Source organism: Nostoc sp. DSM 114159 (assembly GCF_053470285.1).
Genome location: NZ_JBPFEH010000001.1, coordinates 2,451,812 through 2,469,411, shown reverse-complemented (window position 1 = coordinate 2,469,411; position 17,600 = coordinate 2,451,812). Strand labels below are relative to the sequence as shown.

General features: G+C 40.1%; 13 protein-coding genes and 1 pseudogene. 5 read left to right on the top strand and 9 right to left on the bottom strand.

Features of this window, described 5'->3' with window-relative positions; translation table 11 throughout:
- Positions 1 to 538: 538 nt before the first annotated feature.
- The 3 genes from pyrR to ACR5KR_RS10155 form a co-directional block, all read right to left on the bottom strand.
- A complete protein-coding gene (pyrR, locus tag ACR5KR_RS10165; protein WP_445626691.1) occupies positions 539 to 1,075 on the bottom strand; it encodes a bifunctional pyr operon transcriptional regulator/uracil phosphoribosyltransferase PyrR in 537 nt (178 codons plus the stop codon).
- A gap of 109 nt (positions 1,076 to 1,184) precedes the next feature.
- Complete coding sequence (gene cbiB, locus ACR5KR_RS10160; RefSeq protein WP_445626692.1) at positions 1,185 to 2,156, bottom strand: adenosylcobinamide-phosphate synthase CbiB; 972 nt, start codon at positions 2,154 to 2,156, stop codon at positions 1,185 to 1,187.
- A 362-nt stretch (positions 2,157 to 2,518) separates the two neighbouring features.
- On the bottom strand, positions 2,519 to 2,959 hold the full coding sequence (locus tag ACR5KR_RS10155) for an Rrf2 family transcriptional regulator (protein ID WP_445626693.1): 441 nt from the start codon (positions 2,957 to 2,959) through the stop codon (positions 2,519 to 2,521).
- A gap of 473 nt (positions 2,960 to 3,432) precedes the next feature.
- Between ACR5KR_RS10155 and ACR5KR_RS10150 the strand changes: the two genes are divergently transcribed.
- Entirely contained in the window at positions 3,433 to 3,846 is a 414-nt protein-coding gene (locus ACR5KR_RS10150; protein WP_322696373.1) for an AbrB family transcriptional regulator, read from the top strand.
- 179 nt (positions 3,847 to 4,025) lie between these two features.
- On the opposite strand, the gene ACR5KR_RS10145 is transcribed toward ACR5KR_RS10150, so the two are convergent.
- The gene (locus ACR5KR_RS10145) at positions 4,026 to 5,930 is read right to left on the bottom strand and encodes a chloride channel protein (RefSeq protein WP_445626694.1); all 1,905 of its coding nucleotides are present in this window, start codon (positions 5,928 to 5,930) and stop codon (positions 4,026 to 4,028) included.
- Positions 5,931 to 6,109: 179 nt separating this feature from the next.
- On the bottom strand, positions 6,110 to 6,238 hold the full coding sequence (locus ACR5KR_RS10140) for a hypothetical protein (RefSeq protein WP_445626695.1): 129 nt from the start codon (positions 6,236 to 6,238) through the stop codon (positions 6,110 to 6,112).
- 168 nt (positions 6,239 to 6,406) lie between these two features.
- Between ACR5KR_RS10140 and ACR5KR_RS10135 the strand changes: the two genes are divergently transcribed.
- Entirely contained in the window at positions 6,407 to 6,793 is a 387-nt protein-coding gene (locus ACR5KR_RS10135) for a hypothetical protein (protein ID WP_322673143.1), read from the top strand.
- 237 nt (positions 6,794 to 7,030) lie between these two features.
- Here the strand turns inward: ACR5KR_RS10135 and ACR5KR_RS10130 are convergent, their stop codons facing one another.
- Positions 7,031 to 8,035, bottom strand: a complete 1,005-nt coding sequence (locus ACR5KR_RS10130) for a hypothetical protein (RefSeq protein WP_448266421.1) — start codon at positions 8,033 to 8,035, stop codon at positions 7,031 to 7,033.
- A 494-nt stretch (positions 8,036 to 8,529) separates the two neighbouring features.
- Positions 8,530 to 10,146, bottom strand: coding sequence for an ArnT family glycosyltransferase (locus ACR5KR_RS10125; RefSeq protein WP_448266420.1), 1,617 nt, complete (start codon positions 10,144 to 10,146; stop codon positions 8,530 to 8,532).
- Between the two features lie 593 nt (positions 10,147 to 10,739).
- Between ACR5KR_RS10125 and ACR5KR_RS10120 the strand changes: the two genes are divergently transcribed.
- The gene (locus ACR5KR_RS10120; RefSeq protein WP_448266418.1) at positions 10,740 to 11,909 is read left to right on the top strand and encodes a hypothetical protein; all 1,170 of its coding nucleotides are present in this window, start codon (positions 10,740 to 10,742) and stop codon (positions 11,907 to 11,909) included.
- 13 nt (positions 11,910 to 11,922) lie between these two features.
- Here the strand turns inward: ACR5KR_RS10120 and ACR5KR_RS10115 are convergent, their stop codons facing one another.
- Positions 11,923 to 13,230 carry a recombinase family protein gene (locus tag ACR5KR_RS10115; RefSeq protein ID WP_448266417.1) on the bottom strand — a complete coding sequence of 436 codons (1,308 nt, stop codon included), beginning with the start codon at positions 13,228 to 13,230 and terminating at the stop codon, positions 11,923 to 11,925.
- A 238-nt stretch (positions 13,231 to 13,468) separates the two neighbouring features.
- Positions 13,469 to 13,846: pseudogene (locus ACR5KR_RS10110) on the bottom strand (GxxExxY protein).
- A gap of 961 nt (positions 13,847 to 14,807) precedes the next feature.
- Here ACR5KR_RS10110 and ACR5KR_RS10105 point away from each other — a divergent pair.
- Both ACR5KR_RS10105 and ACR5KR_RS10100 read left to right on the top strand, forming a co-directional pair.
- Positions 14,808 to 16,772, top strand: coding sequence for a Mu transposase C-terminal domain-containing protein (locus ACR5KR_RS10105; protein WP_448266415.1), 1,965 nt, complete (start codon positions 14,808 to 14,810; stop codon positions 16,770 to 16,772).
- Between the two features lie 3 nt (positions 16,773 to 16,775).
- The gene (locus ACR5KR_RS10100; RefSeq protein WP_448266414.1) at positions 16,776 to 17,582 is read left to right on the top strand and encodes a TniB family NTP-binding protein; all 807 of its coding nucleotides are present in this window, start codon (positions 16,776 to 16,778) and stop codon (positions 17,580 to 17,582) included.
- Positions 17,583 to 17,600 lie beyond the last annotated feature (18 nt).

Below are 17,600 nucleotides of genomic sequence, written 5' to 3'. Positions count from 1 at the left end.
AATAACCTCACCACCAAATTCTACATAAAACTTATAAAACAAGGACTGGCTTTCAGGAGTATTTTAAGGCACTAATGTTCTAGGTCATGTCCCATAATGCTTTTGTTTGCTTAAAATTCAAAAAAATTGGGTCTGATTAACAGGTTTGTCAACAATTTTATCGCGATCGCTTGGTTGTAATGCCTTATTTTCTCATTAGGAGTTGTAGTTTGCTGGCAAGGCAGCCAAACAATCTTTATTTTTTAACAAGGTTTACAGACTTCTCACAGTTGCCTTTACCCGTAGTATCCTTTTTGCTTGATTACTGACAGCAGTTTTCAAGTAGATCAGATCGAGAGTGCTGTACATGGATAGCGGGGCGTTGAGCCAGTGCTGAGTTAGGAGTTAGGAGTTAAGAGTTAAGAGTTAAGAGTTAAGAGTTAGCAGTTAGGAGTTTTGTTTATCTCCTTGTCCCCTTGTCCCCTCACTCCCTCACTCCCTCACTCCCGGTTGGTGAGCGCAGTCGAACCACATCTCCCTGCCCCCTGCCCTCTATAGCCTAATCTGCAATCAACTCTACTGCATCTCGTCCATCACTATTTTGTAAGTAAACTTTGACAATTTCTTCTTTAGCTGTAGGCAACCTCTTGCCAATAAAATCTGGGTGAATTGGCAATTCTCGATGGCCTCTGTCTACTAACACAGCTAAACGAATCACCTCTGGCCTACCGTAATCGTTGACTGCGTTCAAAGCCGCGCGAATCGTCCGTCCTTTGAAAATCACATCATCCACCAGTACAACCGTTTTCCCCGTAAGATCGAAAGGAATTTCGCTTTTCGTTGGAGTCCGCAATCCAATTTTGTCGAGGTCATCTCGATAAAATGTAATGTCCAAAGCACCCACTGACACTGCTACACCTTCTAGCGTCTCAATCTGACGCGCCAATAATTCGGCTAATAACGCACCCCTGGTATAAATACCAAGAAGCACCAGTTGAGACAAATCACGCGTCCTTTCGACAATTTGAGAAGCAAGACGAGTCAAGGTACGACGGATTTCTTCTGATGAGAGAATTTCAACTACTTTGGCAGACATAATGAGTGATAAGTTAGGAGTGATAAGTTAAGAGTTAGGAGTTTTTATTCTTAACTCCTGGAAAGACTTGGGTTAATCGCGTCTCTAACTCCTAACTTTATATTTCTCATTACCTATTTGGGAACATTACGAATATTGCGATCGCTATCCCTAACCATAGCAAAAAACAATATCGAGTCAGCTGTAAAGCATTCTGAATAGAAGTTGCAGTAATGGCATAAAGAGCATCTCCTAGCAGTGGTTTGTACTTAGCTATCCCCCGATACCAATTTGTACCCCCCATCTGCACACCTAAAAATGCAGCATAGGCACACTCACTCCAGCCAGAATTGGGACTAGGATCTTTAATTGCATCCCGACGACAAATTTGCCAAATATGCATCGGTTTACCTGATAGCAGCGCCACAGTCACGACTGTTAACCGACAAGGTAGCCAAGTCAAATAATCTTCTAACCGCGCACAAAACCACCCTAAATAAGTATAGGGTGCTTCCCGATAGCCCACCATTGAATCAAGGGTACTGCTGGCTTTATATGCTAAAGCTAAAGGAGTTGGCCCCACAACTGGTATAAAGACACCAACAATTGCATAAAAAAGCGGAGCCGTTACCCCATCGGTGGCATTTTCTGCAACCGTTTCTAAAACAGCTCGGTAAATTTCTGCTTGTGAGAGGTTTTGGGTATCTCGACCAACGTAATTACTTAAAATCTTTCGAGCCTTCTCTAAATCTCCGACTGTTAAAGGTTGTAAAACAGCCTCCGCTGCTACTCGCAAACTTTTGCCAGCAAAACAACTAGCCAAAAGAATGCTATCTATGGCAATTCCTAAAAGTGGATGAACCCATCTGGCAATTTGAATCATCAAAAAGCCAACAAGACCGCTACCAATTATCAAGATAATGCCTAGTACAATTCCAGCTAGGCGTTGTGTTAGAGAATTTTGACAGAAGTGGAGAAAAAACTTGGTCAGGCGAGAAATTACCCACCCCATAATTTGCACTGGATGAGGCCAATCCCAAGGATCGCCAATTAAGTAATCTAAAAATGCTGCAATTATTAAGATATAGATATTATTAGTCATAAGTCACAAGTCTTAGGTTCAAAGTCAAGGGTCAATATTTAGACCTAGTGATTTTAGATTTTAGATTTTAGATTGTTTCGGTTCATGCCCCGCCCGTTCGCGTAGCGTCTCGTAGAGAAGTCAAGCGGAATAAATTCAAAATCCAAAATCCAAAATCTTCAAGCCTTGTCCCCTACTTCGACTACGCTCAGTACAAGTTGTCGGCGAGGTTAATCCAAAAGACGCTCTCTACGAGACGCTCTTGCTAGCTTGCTTCCCTGTAAGGGTACGCGGACTCGCTTGCCGCCGACACTATCGCAAATCCAAAATCTAAAATTGGTTGACTATTGACCGGAGGCGGAGCGTCTTTGCTTTGCTCTTGACTAAACCACAAAACTAGCTTCTTCTCCAAGGGAAGCTTGCCGACTGCGAGCATCGTAATAAAGGTCTGCCAGGGTAATACTGTATAAAGCTTCTTTGAGCTTTTGGTTGAGTCTGTGCCAGAGGCTAAACGTTACCCAATCTTCAGCTTGTGTCGGTGCTGGGGTGTGATGAGGTAAATGGCTAGTCTCGCCAACAGCTTCTAAAATTTCTCCTATAGATATTTGTGCAGGCTCTCTTGCCAATTGATATCCGCCGATGCTACCACGAATTGATTTAACTATTGACGCACGACGCATTTCTATTAGTAGTTTTTCGAGGTAAGGAGCGGGGATATCTTGGCGTTTTGCGATCGCTCTCACAGATGCAGGCCCATATCTTGGCTGTAAACTTAAATCTAGCAACGCCTTTACACTATAGTGTCCTCTGGTAGTTAATTTCATTTTGGCAAGTTTTGTTGTTTGTCCTTTGTCTTTGTTGGCACTGCATCTCCCTGAAAAGAAATTCTGATGGTCGGCTTCCGACTCTGAGACTTCTTTAGTTTGTCGTTTCTAAATAACCAATGACTAATTACCATTGACCAATCACTAAGGATCAGTTTTGCTTATCATTTTGTGACTCAGTTCTCATCCTTCAGAAATAGAAAACCTCTTGAGGTTAGTTTAGAAAACTTAAAACTTATATGGTCTAGCAGTAATTCACAAACTATATATATAGTTAAGTTATCAGCATTGCCAGCATTTTCTAAAATAGATTGTCTTGCCAATATTGGTAATGGCATAACAATTGTGCATCTGAGTGTAATATACTTGGCTAGGTTGAGATAAAAACTAAAGGATTATGTTCCTGTTAGCTCAACCTCAGCTAAAATAAAATCGATTCAAACACTTCAAACATTCATTTTCGACCTAAGTTGATGCCTAAACAGAAAAAAATTGAACCCTTACTCGGCGAAGAACTGCTCAAAAAAGTCAAAGAGCTAGAGAACGAGAGCAAAGAAGACAAAGCTAAGAAGTGCGGCTACTATACCGTTACCAAAAATGGTATAGAGCGCGTCAATATGATGAAGTTCTTAAATGCCCTAATTGATGCTGAAGGCATTCAGTTAGACAGTACACCCAGTGCTAATGGGCGTGGTGGACGTAGTGCTAGCTATAGAATTAGTGTGCAATCGAATGGTAACTTACTGATAGGTTCAGCTTATACAAAACAGATGAATCTTCAACCAGGAGATGAGTTTCTGATCACTTTAGGCAAAAAGCACATTCGTCTGAGACAGGTAGATCCAGAAGATCGTGAAGATGATGAAGCCATAGAAGCCACGGCTTAATAAATGGTCATTAGTCAATTCTCCTTTGTCATTTGTCACTTGTACTGAGCGAAGCCGTTGGCGCAGCCTCTCGTAGAGAAGTATTTGTCTTTTGTGAAAAACAATGACTATAAACAGTCATTAGTCAAGCGTCCTTTGTGAAAAATAATGACTAATGACTAATGACCAATGACCAATGACTAATGACTAATGACTATATCTGTAGTAGGTAAGACTGGTAAATAGTGGCGAAGTGCCTTGCGCGTAACTGCTAAATTACAGGTTAATGCAATTTGCTCTTTTTCTAATAAACCCAAAATGCGATCGGGTTTGTCTCGTGCTACCACTGGTAATTGATGTAGACCTCGAAGACTCATCCGGTCTAAAGCCTCAGATAAAAGTTCATCTTGCCATGCATAGAGAATTTCAGTAGTACAAATGTCTATGAGGGTTTGACTAGATAAATTATCGGGAATTTCGGTTAGGGGATTTGGATATGTTTGCCAAATAGCAAGGGCACGGTTAATATCTTCCAAAGAAAGTATACCAACTAATTGCTCTGCTTGATCGAATACTAAAGCACTACGAACGCGATCGCGGGTCATTTCCACAGCAGCATCTAATACTCCCAAAGTTGCAGGTAACTTTTTGGGACAAGGGTACATGGCATCTTCTACCAAAATTTGCTGCACAATTTCCGATTGTTCATCTTTCAATTCCGAAAGACCAATTTGTTGTAGATTAGAGTTAGAGTTAAAAGTTGGTTTAATCCTTTCTACTAGCCAAACACTTAAACCCACAGCTGCCATCAACGGTAAAACAATTCGATAGTCGCGGGTTAATTCAAACAGCATTAAAATAGCCGTTAACGGCGCTCTCACACTAGCAGCTAATACTGCTGCCATTCCCACCATTGCATAAGCTGGGGGAGCCGCCATTTGATCGCAAATTGTCGGGAATGCTACAGCCAACATTTTGGCGTAAGCCGATCCAAAAGAAGCACCTAAAAACATTGCTGGTGCGAACAAACCACCAATGAAACCACTACCTGCACTAATTGCAGTCATCAATAATTTCACCACCAACAACGCCACCAATAAATAGAGTGGAAACTCCACATCTTGAAGCATTGCTTCTACAGTTTCATAACCAACGCCTAGAATTTGCGGAAAGTGTAAAGCAACAGCGCCAATAATCGCACCGCCAATAATTGGATGAATCGGCTCAGGAATTCGTCCCAAAAAGGCAAAACCTGGAACCTTCCCAGCAAAGCAAGCTTTTGCCAAACGAATTAATTGAGTATAAGCCAGAGAAACTAGGCTGGCCCCTAAACCTAAGCCAAGGTAAAGAGGTAATTCCAAAGGACTGCGAACCTGGTAAACAGGTAAATCAAAAGCAGGTTGGGCCCCCAAACCAATTTGGGCAATTAATGCTGCTACCACCGCAGCTAAGAGTACCACACTGACAGCAGAAGTAGCAAAAGATGTCGCTCCCATCACCACCTCTAGAGCAAAAAATACGCCAGCGATGGGAGCATTAAATCCCGCCGCCAGCCCCGCCGCCGCGCCAGCACCCAACAGCAAACGTTGTCGTTCCTGAGATACATTTAGGATCACAGATAACAACATCCCAAAATTTGCGCCAATTTCGACACTCGGCCCTTCTGGCCCCAAAGAAGCACCGCTCCCCAAAGTAACAGATGCAGCCAGCATTTTGGTAACTGGTCTTAGTGGTCGCTTAATCTCTGTTCCCTGAGAAGCGGCGATGAGAGATGAAAGTCCAGGCCCAAAGTCTTGAGTGCGCCAGCGCATCAAGCCAACAATTAATCCGCCAAGGGTGGGAACGCAGGCTAAAGTCCATGCACCCCAGGCCCCAATTTGACCCATTAAATTTTCCAGCATCAACTGGTGAACCAACTGGATTAAATAGTGAAAGGTGACTACACCCATACCAGTACCACCGCCAATGAGCATGGCTAAAAACAGCACAACTGTTTCTGGGGATGGTTGAAAACGATTAATTAAGTGAGCTAAACGAGCGGAAGGTGTAGGAAAGGCAGGTTGTTCCGTTACCTTCCTCAGTTGAGTGGGAGGCAAGAGAGTCATTGAGAGGCGGGGTAAATGTAAGAAAAAATTTAAATTTTTATCTGTTATTTATCATTGTGAGCCATTATTTAGCAACCGGACAAGTAGACTTTATTTGCTTAACTTACAAAGCTTTAGCGAAAAATGTCATTGTGCAAAATTTGTGTGGGGAGAACGGTTAAATGAGAGAGAATTATTATTTAGGGGTCAGCAATGCCTAAGTTGGGCGTAGCTGCGGCTAATAGAGTGCGAACGAGCACCAACACTATTTTTTCTAGAGACAACAAAGTTTTTTCGATTGGGTGGACATATCCGTAAACATTAACCATGAGTCATCCTTGTTTAAATCTAGCTATACTCGTGTTGCGACTATTGAGGCATCCTTGGTAGTAATAGAATGTATGTATGATTGATGCCTGATGTCAGATCGGACATTGACCCCAATTCAATATAGCTATTGTTATAGAGCGAGTAAATGGACTAGGCGGATGAGGTAAATGAATATACACACTTTTGATAATCATTATGTTACTTGCCCAATTTGCCAAAGAAATGCCACGCCAAAACCAGTTAAAACACGCATGGGTTTGTTTTGCTGTCCCTATTGCCAGGAAAGGCTAGTAGTTTGCCAAAGTGGTCATTATGTCCGCGATCCGTTTACTTGGAGACAATTGATGATGTCTTCATCGCTACGTCGTCAAAGCCGACCTTTAGCGAGGATTCTCAGAGATTTTATCCTACTCAAGCGTCCGATGGTAGCCTTGGCTGTAGGTAGTGCGATTTTCTTTGGTGCGATCGCTCTGACCCAAGAAAAGACAAGTTACGACCGCCAAATTCTTCCCACAACAGAGAAAGTTAATGAACCAGGAAACAAATCCCAGTAAATCGATTACTTTGGTATAAATCAAATTCTACTTTGATTTTTGTAATATTATAACTAAATACTTCGAGCAAACCGTGTCTTCTTGCCCCAAATAAGACGCGGTTTTATATGATGTCTGCTTAAAGAGCGATCGCTGATTAGGTAAGTAGTTTCAGCACTAAAGTGCTAACTACAAACTATTGTTTATTTATGCTTATCTAATTATCATCTCGATTTGAAAATCGGGACACTACAGGATCTAAGATTTACTGTCCGGCAAAACTTGGGGTGAAAACATTGCCTGCAACGACTCATAGTAAGCGAAAAAATAAGCAGCCTGTTCTGGTTGCAAACGAGAGCGGATTTCAGTACCGAGCAAGTAAATTAATTGCCGCACCAATTCCCAGCGCACCTTTAATCGAGGATATAACATGACACACAGGGGAAATAGCTCTTGTTGTATAGCACTAATGTTGTTCTCTAAAATACAGACCCATAGATATACCTGGAACATCTCTATATCACGGACACTGGAAATGTTAATGTTAGTATCGCTTAAGCGACCTGTATGGCATTGATAGTTGGGATACATCTGCATCACCCGTTCTGCAATCTTGGTCGCAATCTCGCTGCACAAGGGCAAAAGTTGCTGGACAGCTTGTAATGGTGGCGCGTCGTAAGCATATTCTGCTGCTGCCTGGTAAGCACGCTGGAGCGGCATATAGAGATGATCGTCAATCACTTTGAAGTAATCCCTCAGCGATGCTTGCTGCACTGGTGGTGTTAAGTTCAGTAGTATTTGTCCGCTGTAGTGAAACTGCATACTAATGAACCCAATTACTCTAGGATCGTCTACTGTGTATTTGTGTCGAATTTTCCCCAAATCCCTAGCAATCCATGTAGAAAACTTTGCTGGGGAAATCTGTTCAGCATAGGCTGAGAGGGCAGTTTGATAAATCTGGTGGGTATCCTTTGCAACTTCCCACGGATCGATTAATTCAGGGTCAATTTGATGCCGAATCACCTCTTGAGACAAAAGCGCTTCTGTTCTTCCCCACGCTTGAAGACTTGTGGTTCGCAGTGCCTGCGTTAACGTTTTTGCAACCTCATTTGCAATTTCACTGACCTTGAGAACTTCGATGCGATTGTCCTGTTCAGCTAAATTTCGCAAATACTTCTTCGCCCACGCTTCTGAAAATGGTTGATTTGCTTCTATCTCAATCCTTCTGATTGGTTCTGGTAACGATGAAAGATTTTGCGGCACTATAAACACCCAATTGCTAAATTTAATGAATGAAATATTTCGTAATAAATATTTCAAGCATAGAGAAATCAATCTCGCCAGCAAAACCGCAAAATTACGCAGTTTATCATTTCTTCAAAGTAAGTCGCAGGTTTTTTACACTTTTTGGAAGAACGCGATCGCTATAAGATGATCGTTACCTTTTGGGCAACGATCTGATTTTTTCCTGATAAAGAGACAAGCAGGGGAGCAGGGGAGCATACTTCGACTCATTTCGGCTACGCTCAATGACCAACGCTCAGTAACCGGGGGAGCAGGGAGATGTGGTTCGACTGCGCTCACCAACCGGGAGTGAGGGAGTGAGGGGACAAGGAGATAAACAAAACTCCTAACTCTTGTACAGACGCGATTAATCGCGTCTCTACTGTTAACTCCTAACTCCTAACTCAGCACTGGCTCAACGCCGAGCTTCGCTAACAGCACTCCTAACGCCCTGTTTGCCCCATGCCCCATACTTACAATCTATTGATATCTTTTGTGACTAATTTCCAACCTTCAGCTTGGTCAATTAGCTTCATCGACTCTAGTTGAAGATTGTTGAAATCAGATAGATTCAGCAGGAAGTAGGGTTGGCCGTTGTAGTGCCAATAATATTCTAGTTCACCAACAGAAGCGGGAATGATGGTGCGATCGCTATAATAATCCAACGAGGGACGATGGTAAGGAAAAGATGTGTAAATCTTCCTCGTGGCTGGATTTGCCCGGACAATCATAGCGGCGACTGGTTTAACTGGATAAGCTTCAGATAATTCCCAAACCCAGTAGTTAGATTTCATTAACAGCAGCAGCGAAATATAACTTCCCCAAAACAAAATCTTTAAAAATTGTCCGTCACCTCGTTCTGCCAATATGGCTGCTAAAGTCATAGTTAAAGCTACAGCGGCAAAAATCAGTTGTAAGTCTGTTTTTGGTGTTGTACCCGAACTGAAATAAATACTACCAGTAGAAGCAGCCACAGCAAGTATTGCCAAACCAGCAACCCAAGCACGGGGATAAGATGAGAGTAAAGGCGAATTTTCCGTATCTGATAACTGGATACCAAAAGCTAAAGCTAAACTAGGGTAAATCGGGAATAGATACCAGGGAACTTTGGTAATCATGAAGGAAATTACCAGTAGATAAACCCCACTCCATGCCATTACTAGTTTTGCCCAGCTAAGGTTGCGATTTTCCCAGGTTAAGCGGACAGTTTGTGGTAAGAATAATAACCACGGCCATGTGTATTTGAGAAGTTCAATTACATAGTACCAAGGTGGTTCAGAATTACCTTCTACAACTGAGCCTCGGCCTAGTGATGGGTTGGCAATACCAATTTGGGCGAAAGTATAACCATAGTGAATTAGTTGGGCACCATACCAACCAGCCACAGGTAGAATGCCAATTAAAATTGCGATCCAGAGATAGTAACAAGTGAGCAATCGTGGCGTATCCCAAAATAGAAATACAATTGCGATCGCACCGAGTAATACGCCTAGCAGTCCTTGAGTTAAACAAATAAACCCAAAGCTAATGCCAACACCAAGACAATAACGTAAATCTCGGCGCGATCGCAACACGCACAACATCATCACCATCAAAAAACTTACAATCGCCCCATCCAACATTGCCAGCCGCCCATGACGCACCACAGGTAGCATTGTTAGATAAATCAAGGCGCTATAAATAGCAGCCCAACGTTGGCGAAATATCTCTCGAGCAATGCAATACAGTAAAGGTACAGATGTTGCTGTTAAAATTGCTCCAGGTAAGCGCGTTGTCAACTCATTTTCGCCTCCTAGAGAATAAGCCCAAGCTATCAGCAAATGCATCAAAGGCGGCTTGTTGTGATATGGTTCGCCTCCTAACGTTGGGTAAAGCCAACGCATTGAACCTGCTGGGGCGTGCCAAATTTCACGAGCAACCTGTGCCACAGTACCTTCATCCCAATCTCGCAGTGGCAATCCTCCCAGATTGATGCTAAACAGTAATACTGCTGCCAACAGCAATACTATTAGCCATACCCAATCAATCCATTTTCCAACCGTGCGATGCTGTCTTTCCAGATGACTCCAAATAAAGCTTCCTTCTTGCATATTCTCTGGTAATCATTTTACTTGCTGGTTTGATTACATAGAGACATCTAGCGAATCTCCAATGTTGCCACCCAGTAACAACGTATGTTTTTAACAATTGCTAGTTTCCAAGATTAACTCAATTTTTTCTAATTAGCGCTATTTTTTGAAAAAATTATATTGGTTGTTTAAATAACATTTAGATTAACAACTGAGAAAAATAATACAAGTAATCAATAATTTTTTACATACTATATAGTCCGTAAATAAACTTGTATGGTATTTTGAAGGTAATGCTTAGTTGAAATTTTATTTACTTATTTTTTCCTGGTTAATTTCCTAAAATTTGGAACTAATTGCTACAGTTATTAAATAGTATACTTAATGTTCGAAAAAAAATATTTATAAAATTTTTGAATAGTAGTTTTACGAAAAACATAATTATTTATTTTTCAAAAATTGTTAATAAAATATTATTTAATAAAATTATTTAAATATACTAATTTAATTTTTTAATTTTAATTAAGCAATTATTGAATTTTAATATATACGATCTACAATACTTTAAGAGTTTTTGATAACAATAAATAGCTAAGAAATATTGGAGACTGTCAATGAATTTACCTGTAGTTGTAGATATTACTCTTGGTTTGGTTTTTATTTACTTGATTTTGAGCTTGCTAGCTTCGGAAATTCAAGAACTAATTGCCACATTATTACAATGGAGAGTTAAACATTTAAGAACTTCAATTGAATTACTTTTATCAGGTGGTAGTGAAAGTGAAAAATCAGATATTATTAATGCAATCCATCTAGTACAGAAACTTTATAACGATCCTTTAATTAATACTTTGAATCAACAAGCTAAGGGTAAATTAGAAAAGCATTTCCAGGAAATTACTAAAAAACCTGATAAAATAGTGCTAGAAAAACAAAGCGGCCCTTCCTATCTACCTTCTGAAACATTTGCAGTAACTTTATTAGATACCTTAAAAATTCCCCAGCTAATTAATTACGTTAAACATCCTAGTGAAGAAACAAAAACCAACTTGCAGATGATATTAAGTTCTTATAAAGAACTTAAAAAAGGTATTAATAATCCCAATAGTGCAAGTTACACAAAAATTCAAGAAATTTATGGAGAGATTGACCAGAAATTTATAGATTTTGTTAATAATGAGTTACCTGATGAAGTTCCTAATAATTTAATTAAGAGCCTTAGTGTAATTGCTCAACGTAGTAGGATAAAGATTGGCGATCTCAACGAAGAAGTAAATCAATTTAAAAATGAAGTAGAAACATGGTTCGATCGCTCGATGGATCGAGCGAGCGGTGTTTATAAGCGAAATGCCAAAGGAGTTGCTATTTTAATTGGAATATTAGTTGCCTTTTTAACTAATACTGATACATTCCACTTGGTTAGAAGACTATCGGAGGATTCGGTTATCCGCTCTACTATTACTCAAAGTGCAAGTCAACGAATCGATTATATCAATGATGAAGCAGCCAGAAAAAATATTGAAAAACTATTAGGAAATTCTTCTATACCAATTGGATGGCAAAATATTAATCAACAGTTTGAGTTATTAGATACGAATAAATCGAATCTAATTTACATCAGGATTTCACAGGTTTTTAAATTAATTTGCGGTTGGATAGTGAGTGGTTTTGCTATTGCTATGGGTGCGCCTTTTTGGTTTGATATCCTGAATAAAGTTATCAATGTGCGGAATGCAGGGCCAAAACCTGTTGCGTATACTAAAGATCAACCGTCTCAAAAATAGTGTTTCAATTAAATCAAAAAATAAAAATAACTTGGAGTTTTAATTCTTTATTCTGACAAACAATCTCAATTTGTCTAATAAATTCTCGAAAGTAAAATCTTCGTTCTGTTTCCGATAAATCTAACCAAAATTGTGGTATGGAAACAGCTTGAGCAACAGAACGCAAGTTAACTGGAGGGAGAATTGCCAACTTTGCTTCGAGTGCAGAAATTTCTGTGCGAAGTTTGTAAGCCCTTAACTTTGCTGTTTCGTCATCTAAAATTCCAGTTTCAATTAAAGCGGGTAACTGAGCAAGTATTTCTTGCTGACGAGCGATCGCTTGCCCTAAGCTATTCTTGAATGCATCCAACTGAGGAAAATTCATTCCTGCTACCGCCAGAGGTAAATCACGGCAAACGGTTTCAATGGTATATTCCAACACCTCTTGATAGGGAATAGCCTTACATTTGGGGCTTTGGGGACAGCTAGTAGAACGTAAATAAAGATACTCCTTATCTTGGTTGCGTTGAGTAACACGGGTAACTGTCAGATGCGACTGACACTCAGCACAGACAACCAACCCAGCCAGAGAACGCGGTGCGCTAGCAGTTCGGGATGGTAAACGGCTGTTACGGCGCAAAAGTCGGTCAACTTGGGCTGCTTCTTCCTTAGAAATTATCGGAATATGGGTATTGGAGATAATTTCACCATTTTGGTAAGCTGTATTGCCGCGATAAACTGGATTAGTCAGCCAGCGTCTTCCTGTAGTGACAGAGATTTTCTTGCCGTATTTTTTCGCCAAGTAACGCACTGAACCCCGCAGGGAACCATAAAGTAAAAAGTGTTCAAAAAAATCTTTTACCACTGGTGAAGTACTGCGATCAATGGTATATTTTCCCTTACCTCTGCGATAGCCGTAGGGAACTTTGCCGGGTGGCGGTGCAACCTCAAGACGATTACGGGCGTGTCCTTGGCGGATGCGGCGGCTGCGTTGCTGACGTTGGATTGCGTGTAGCAAATTCAGCAAGTCAGCGCCCAGAGGGTAATTTTCGGAAGTGTAGGGCTGTTCAGTGGCGATTACTGCGATTCCCATGACTTCGAGTTGATTGAGGCGATCGCTAATTTCCTCTACAGTATCTCCCAATTCTTCCAACCGACGAATCAGGAGATAATCTGCTGGTTCAGTTTGGCAATCTTTGAATAATTGTTGTAATTGCGATCGTTCAGAAGAGTTTGGCTTGCCCAAATCTTCATAAACCCGATCCACCTCCCATCCCCAATCGGCTCGATCGGGAGAAGATTCTAATAGCGGATCGGTGTAAGAGTAGGCAATTATTTTCAAAGGTTTAGCACAGCCTCACAAAGAAATGGTATCAGTTGTTTTGAGTTTAGCGTTCTGGTTGTCCGACTTGGTTCATCACATTTTCCCCATTGTCTGAATCACGGATTGATACGGATTACTAGATTACACGGATGATTAAAAGGAAGTAGCTACTGAAGTAGAGTAGATAGGTTATTAGTGAGATTATTTTCTGTGTAAGTTTTTTCGGTGTGATTCTTTAATCAGTTTAATCCGTGTTTTACATGACAAGCCTTTTGAATGTTAGGCTTTTGCTACCAAAGTTTATCAGTAATCCAACTTCTAATCTATAGGCTTTTAGATAGTTGAGGGCTTGGGCTAGGTGGACATCTTCGAGTTGAATGACGGCTTTTAATTCAACGAGTATTTTGTTTTAAACTACAAAGTCGGCTCTGCGTGTACCGATGGGTTCGGGTAGGTTTTTATAGTAAATATGCTGTTCTATTTCGCGGGCAAATTCTAGTCTTGCTTGACGCATTTCGTAGGCTAGGGCGCGTTGATAGATTACTTCTTGAAAGCCGTTGCCTAGAAATTTATGGACTTCAAATGAAGCTCCAATAATTTTTTGGGTGATGTCAGCGTATTTTAGGCTACTCATCGTCTTAATCACAGATTAAACAGATTTAAGGATGGCACGGAGTTATAATCTGTGTCATTACAGATTGGGGCCCCATACAAATGCACGTCACCGATTTAAGGATGGCACGGAGTTATAATCTGTGTCATCTCGTAATCCATGAGAATCCGTTTAAACAGATTTAAGGATGGCACGGAGTTATAATCTGTGTCATTACAGATTGGGGCCCCATACAAATGCACGTCACCGATTTAAGGATGGCACGGAGTTATAATCTGTGTCATCTCGTAATCCATGAGAATCCGTGATTCAAATGTTTGAGGGGTTGCAGGATACATAATAACTAAGCGTTCTCCCTTATGGGTGACGTATTTTCAAGCTGTTTTGAAAGGAGTGCTGCGATCGCACGCAAAATACAGCTATTTTATAGTAATGTAGCCTCTGGTTAGGTGAAAATAGCAAAACATGAGGTAGTAGATTTTTGTAATTACACTTAAAATAAAGTGCTTTTAAGCTACTTTTGTAACTAAAAAGCCTTGGCTTGCTTTAATATATTAAATTAAAGGCTAAATATATATCGAAGTTTTACACGTTGATTTTGGACAATAATTATTTAAAAGTGATTTGATTGTTGAAAGCTACGAAAATACGTAACTTATGTCCCTATACTTCGTAAAACTGGACATTAATTCTTTAAAACTGACAATAATTATTTAATGATGTAGAGCGACAAATTATTTGACCACAGCGACAAATTATTTGTCAAAAAATTTTATTAACTACGAATCCTTATATATCAGGGCTTTCAGGAATTAAACCCGTAAAAAGCTAATTCAGGCTTTGGCGACAAATTAAGCGTCCTTTTTTAAGCTTTTCGACTAATTAGATGACAATTCTTAATTTAGCGAAGAATTAAATGTCAATTCTTCGCACCTTCATAGTAGTATAAATGTACCCAAATAATCAATGAAAAATTACATCTATGAGTCCTTTAGATGTAGATGGCCAGTTTGAACTAGAAGATGAAGACAGCTTCCTATCGGATGACGAGTATACAGACACACTCGACTTTTCAATGGAAGTTGAGCCATTGAGTGAGAATGATAACTCTGTAGAAGAAGACAAATCAGTTGAGTTTTTAGATCAGAGATTTTTAGAGGACTCAGAACTCAGACTCTCAGGTGAACAAAGACTCAATCTGGAGATAATTCGCTATCTACGTGAACCCTGCGATCGCCTAACTTACGGCAAAAGGTTGAAAGAAGCAGCCAAAAAGCTTGGTAAATCTGAACGAACCGTTAGACGTTTGATTAAATCTTGGGAAGAAAAAGGTATGGCTGCTTTAGCGGAAGTTCCTAGAGCAGACAAAGGACAGGTGCGAAAAAGTGAATACTGGTATAACTTGAGTCTAAAAATTGATAAAAAAGGAAATAAAGGAAGCGATCGCATGACTCGCACTCAGGTCGCCGAGAAGATTGAGACTCAAGCTTACGAATTCGCCAAAAAAGAATTAGAAGCAGAAATATCAAGGTTAGAAAGTCAGGGATTTCGGGAAGACGACTTAGATCGGCAGTTAAAAAAGCTGATAAAAATAAAGGAAAAAGCAGAAGGATTTAAGTATTGGTCAAAGTATGGAAAACCTCCCAGCACTAGAACAGTAGAAAGATGGCTCAAACCAGTTGAGGAGAAAAGGCATAAATCTCGCATTAGCCTTAGCCCAGGATGGCACGGTTCCGAACATATAATTAAAACCCGTGATGGTCAAGAAATATCTATTAAGTACAGTAATCAGGTTTGGCAAATTGACCATACTAAAGCTGACATCTTATTAGTGGATCAGGATGGTGAGGAGATAGGCCGTCCTCAATTAACGACGGTTATAGATTGTTACTCTCGCTGTATTGTTGGATTACGTCTAGGCTTGGCTGCACCTAGTTCTCAAGTTGTAGCTTTGGCACTGCGTAATGCAATTATGCCGAAACGGTACGCTTCGGAGTATGAACTCAGATGTCAGTGGAGTGCTTACGGTGTACCTAAATATGTTTATACCGATGGTGGTAAAGATTTTCGCTCAAAACATTTAGTGGAATGGATTGCTAACGAATTAGATTTTGAGCCAATCCTGCGAAGTCAACCATCAGATGGCGGCATTGTGGAACGACCCTTTAGAACCATAAGTGGGCTGCTTTCTGAAATGCCCGGTTACACGGGGTCAAGTGTTAAAGACCGTCCAGAGGGAGCTGAAGATAAAGCTTGTATAAGTCTTCTTGAACTAGAAAAACTAATTATTGGTTACATTGTCGATAGCTATAACCAAAAGCCTGATGCCCGAAGTCAAGCTAACCCTCTAACTCCAAAGCAAAGTCGGATTGAGCGTTGGGAAAAAGGACTGCAAATGACTCCTACTTTGCTAAACGATAGAGAACTTGACATTTGCTTAATGAAGGCAGCAGAACGGGTGGTGTATGACAATGGCTATCTGAATTTTTCTGGTCTTCGTTACAGGGGAGAGAATTTGGGGGCTTACGCAGGCGAAAAGGTTGTCTTAAGGTTTGACCCCAGAGACATAACTATGATGTTAGTGTATGGTCGCAAAAATAATAAAGAAATATTTTTAGCCCGTGCTTATGCTGTTGGTTTAGAAGCAGAAAGGCTGTCAGTTGAGGAAGTTAAATACGCGCGTAAAAAAGCAGAAAATAGTGGCAAAGGTATCAATAACGTTTCAATTTTAGAAGAAGCAATTAGACGCAGAAACTTTTTACAAAATAAAAAAAGTAAAACTAAAGCTGAACGTCGCCGAGCCGAACAAGAACGTAGAGAGCCTATACCACAAAGATATGAAGAGAAGGAAAATGAACAGATTTATAAATTAGCGTCTAAAACGGAAGTAGATGAGCCAATAGAAAAAGTGGATTTCAAGCTATTGCGTGAAGAACTAGGGTTGTAAACTATGACTGACGAAGAAATACAGTTAGAAATTGAACGTCTTAGACAAGCAGATATTTTAAATATTGAACAAGTAATAAGATTCAGTGCTTGGTTAGATGAAAGGCGGAAGTTACGAAAACCTGGCAGGGCAGTAGGAGATTCAGGTCTGGGAAAAACTACAGCTTCTCTCTTTTATACCTACCAGAATAGAGCGGTTAAAATACAAAATCAAAATCCAGTGGTTCCGGTATTATATATAGAGTTAACGGGTAGCTCTTGCAGTCCATCGCTTTTATTTAAAAGTATTATTGAAACTCTAAAATTTAAGGCAAAGGGAGGTACTGAAAATCAACTAAGAGAAAGAGCATGGTATTTTATTAGGCAATGTAAAGTAGAAATATTGATTATTGATGAAGCTCATCGTCTTCAATTTAAAACACTGGCAGATGTTAGAGATTTATTTGATAAGGCGAAGATCATCCCCATATTGGTAGGGACAAGTAGTAGACTAGATACTTTAATAAGTAAAGATGAGCAGGTTGCTGGGCGTTTTGTTTCTTACTTCAGCTTTGAAAAACTTTTAGGAGCCAACTTTACAAAAACGGTCAAAATTTGGGAACAGGAAATTCTGAGACTACCTGAGCCATCAAATTTAGCAAGTGATCAAGAAATTATAACTCTTTTACAGGGAAAAACAGATGGTCAAATTAGATTATTAGATCAAATTCTTAGAGATGCAGCAGTTAAAGCATTAGAATCTGGCGTTAACAAAATAGATAAATCACTTTTGGAGAGTATTGAAGGAGATTATTCATTAGTAGCAAGCTAAAATATACATCGTCAAAAT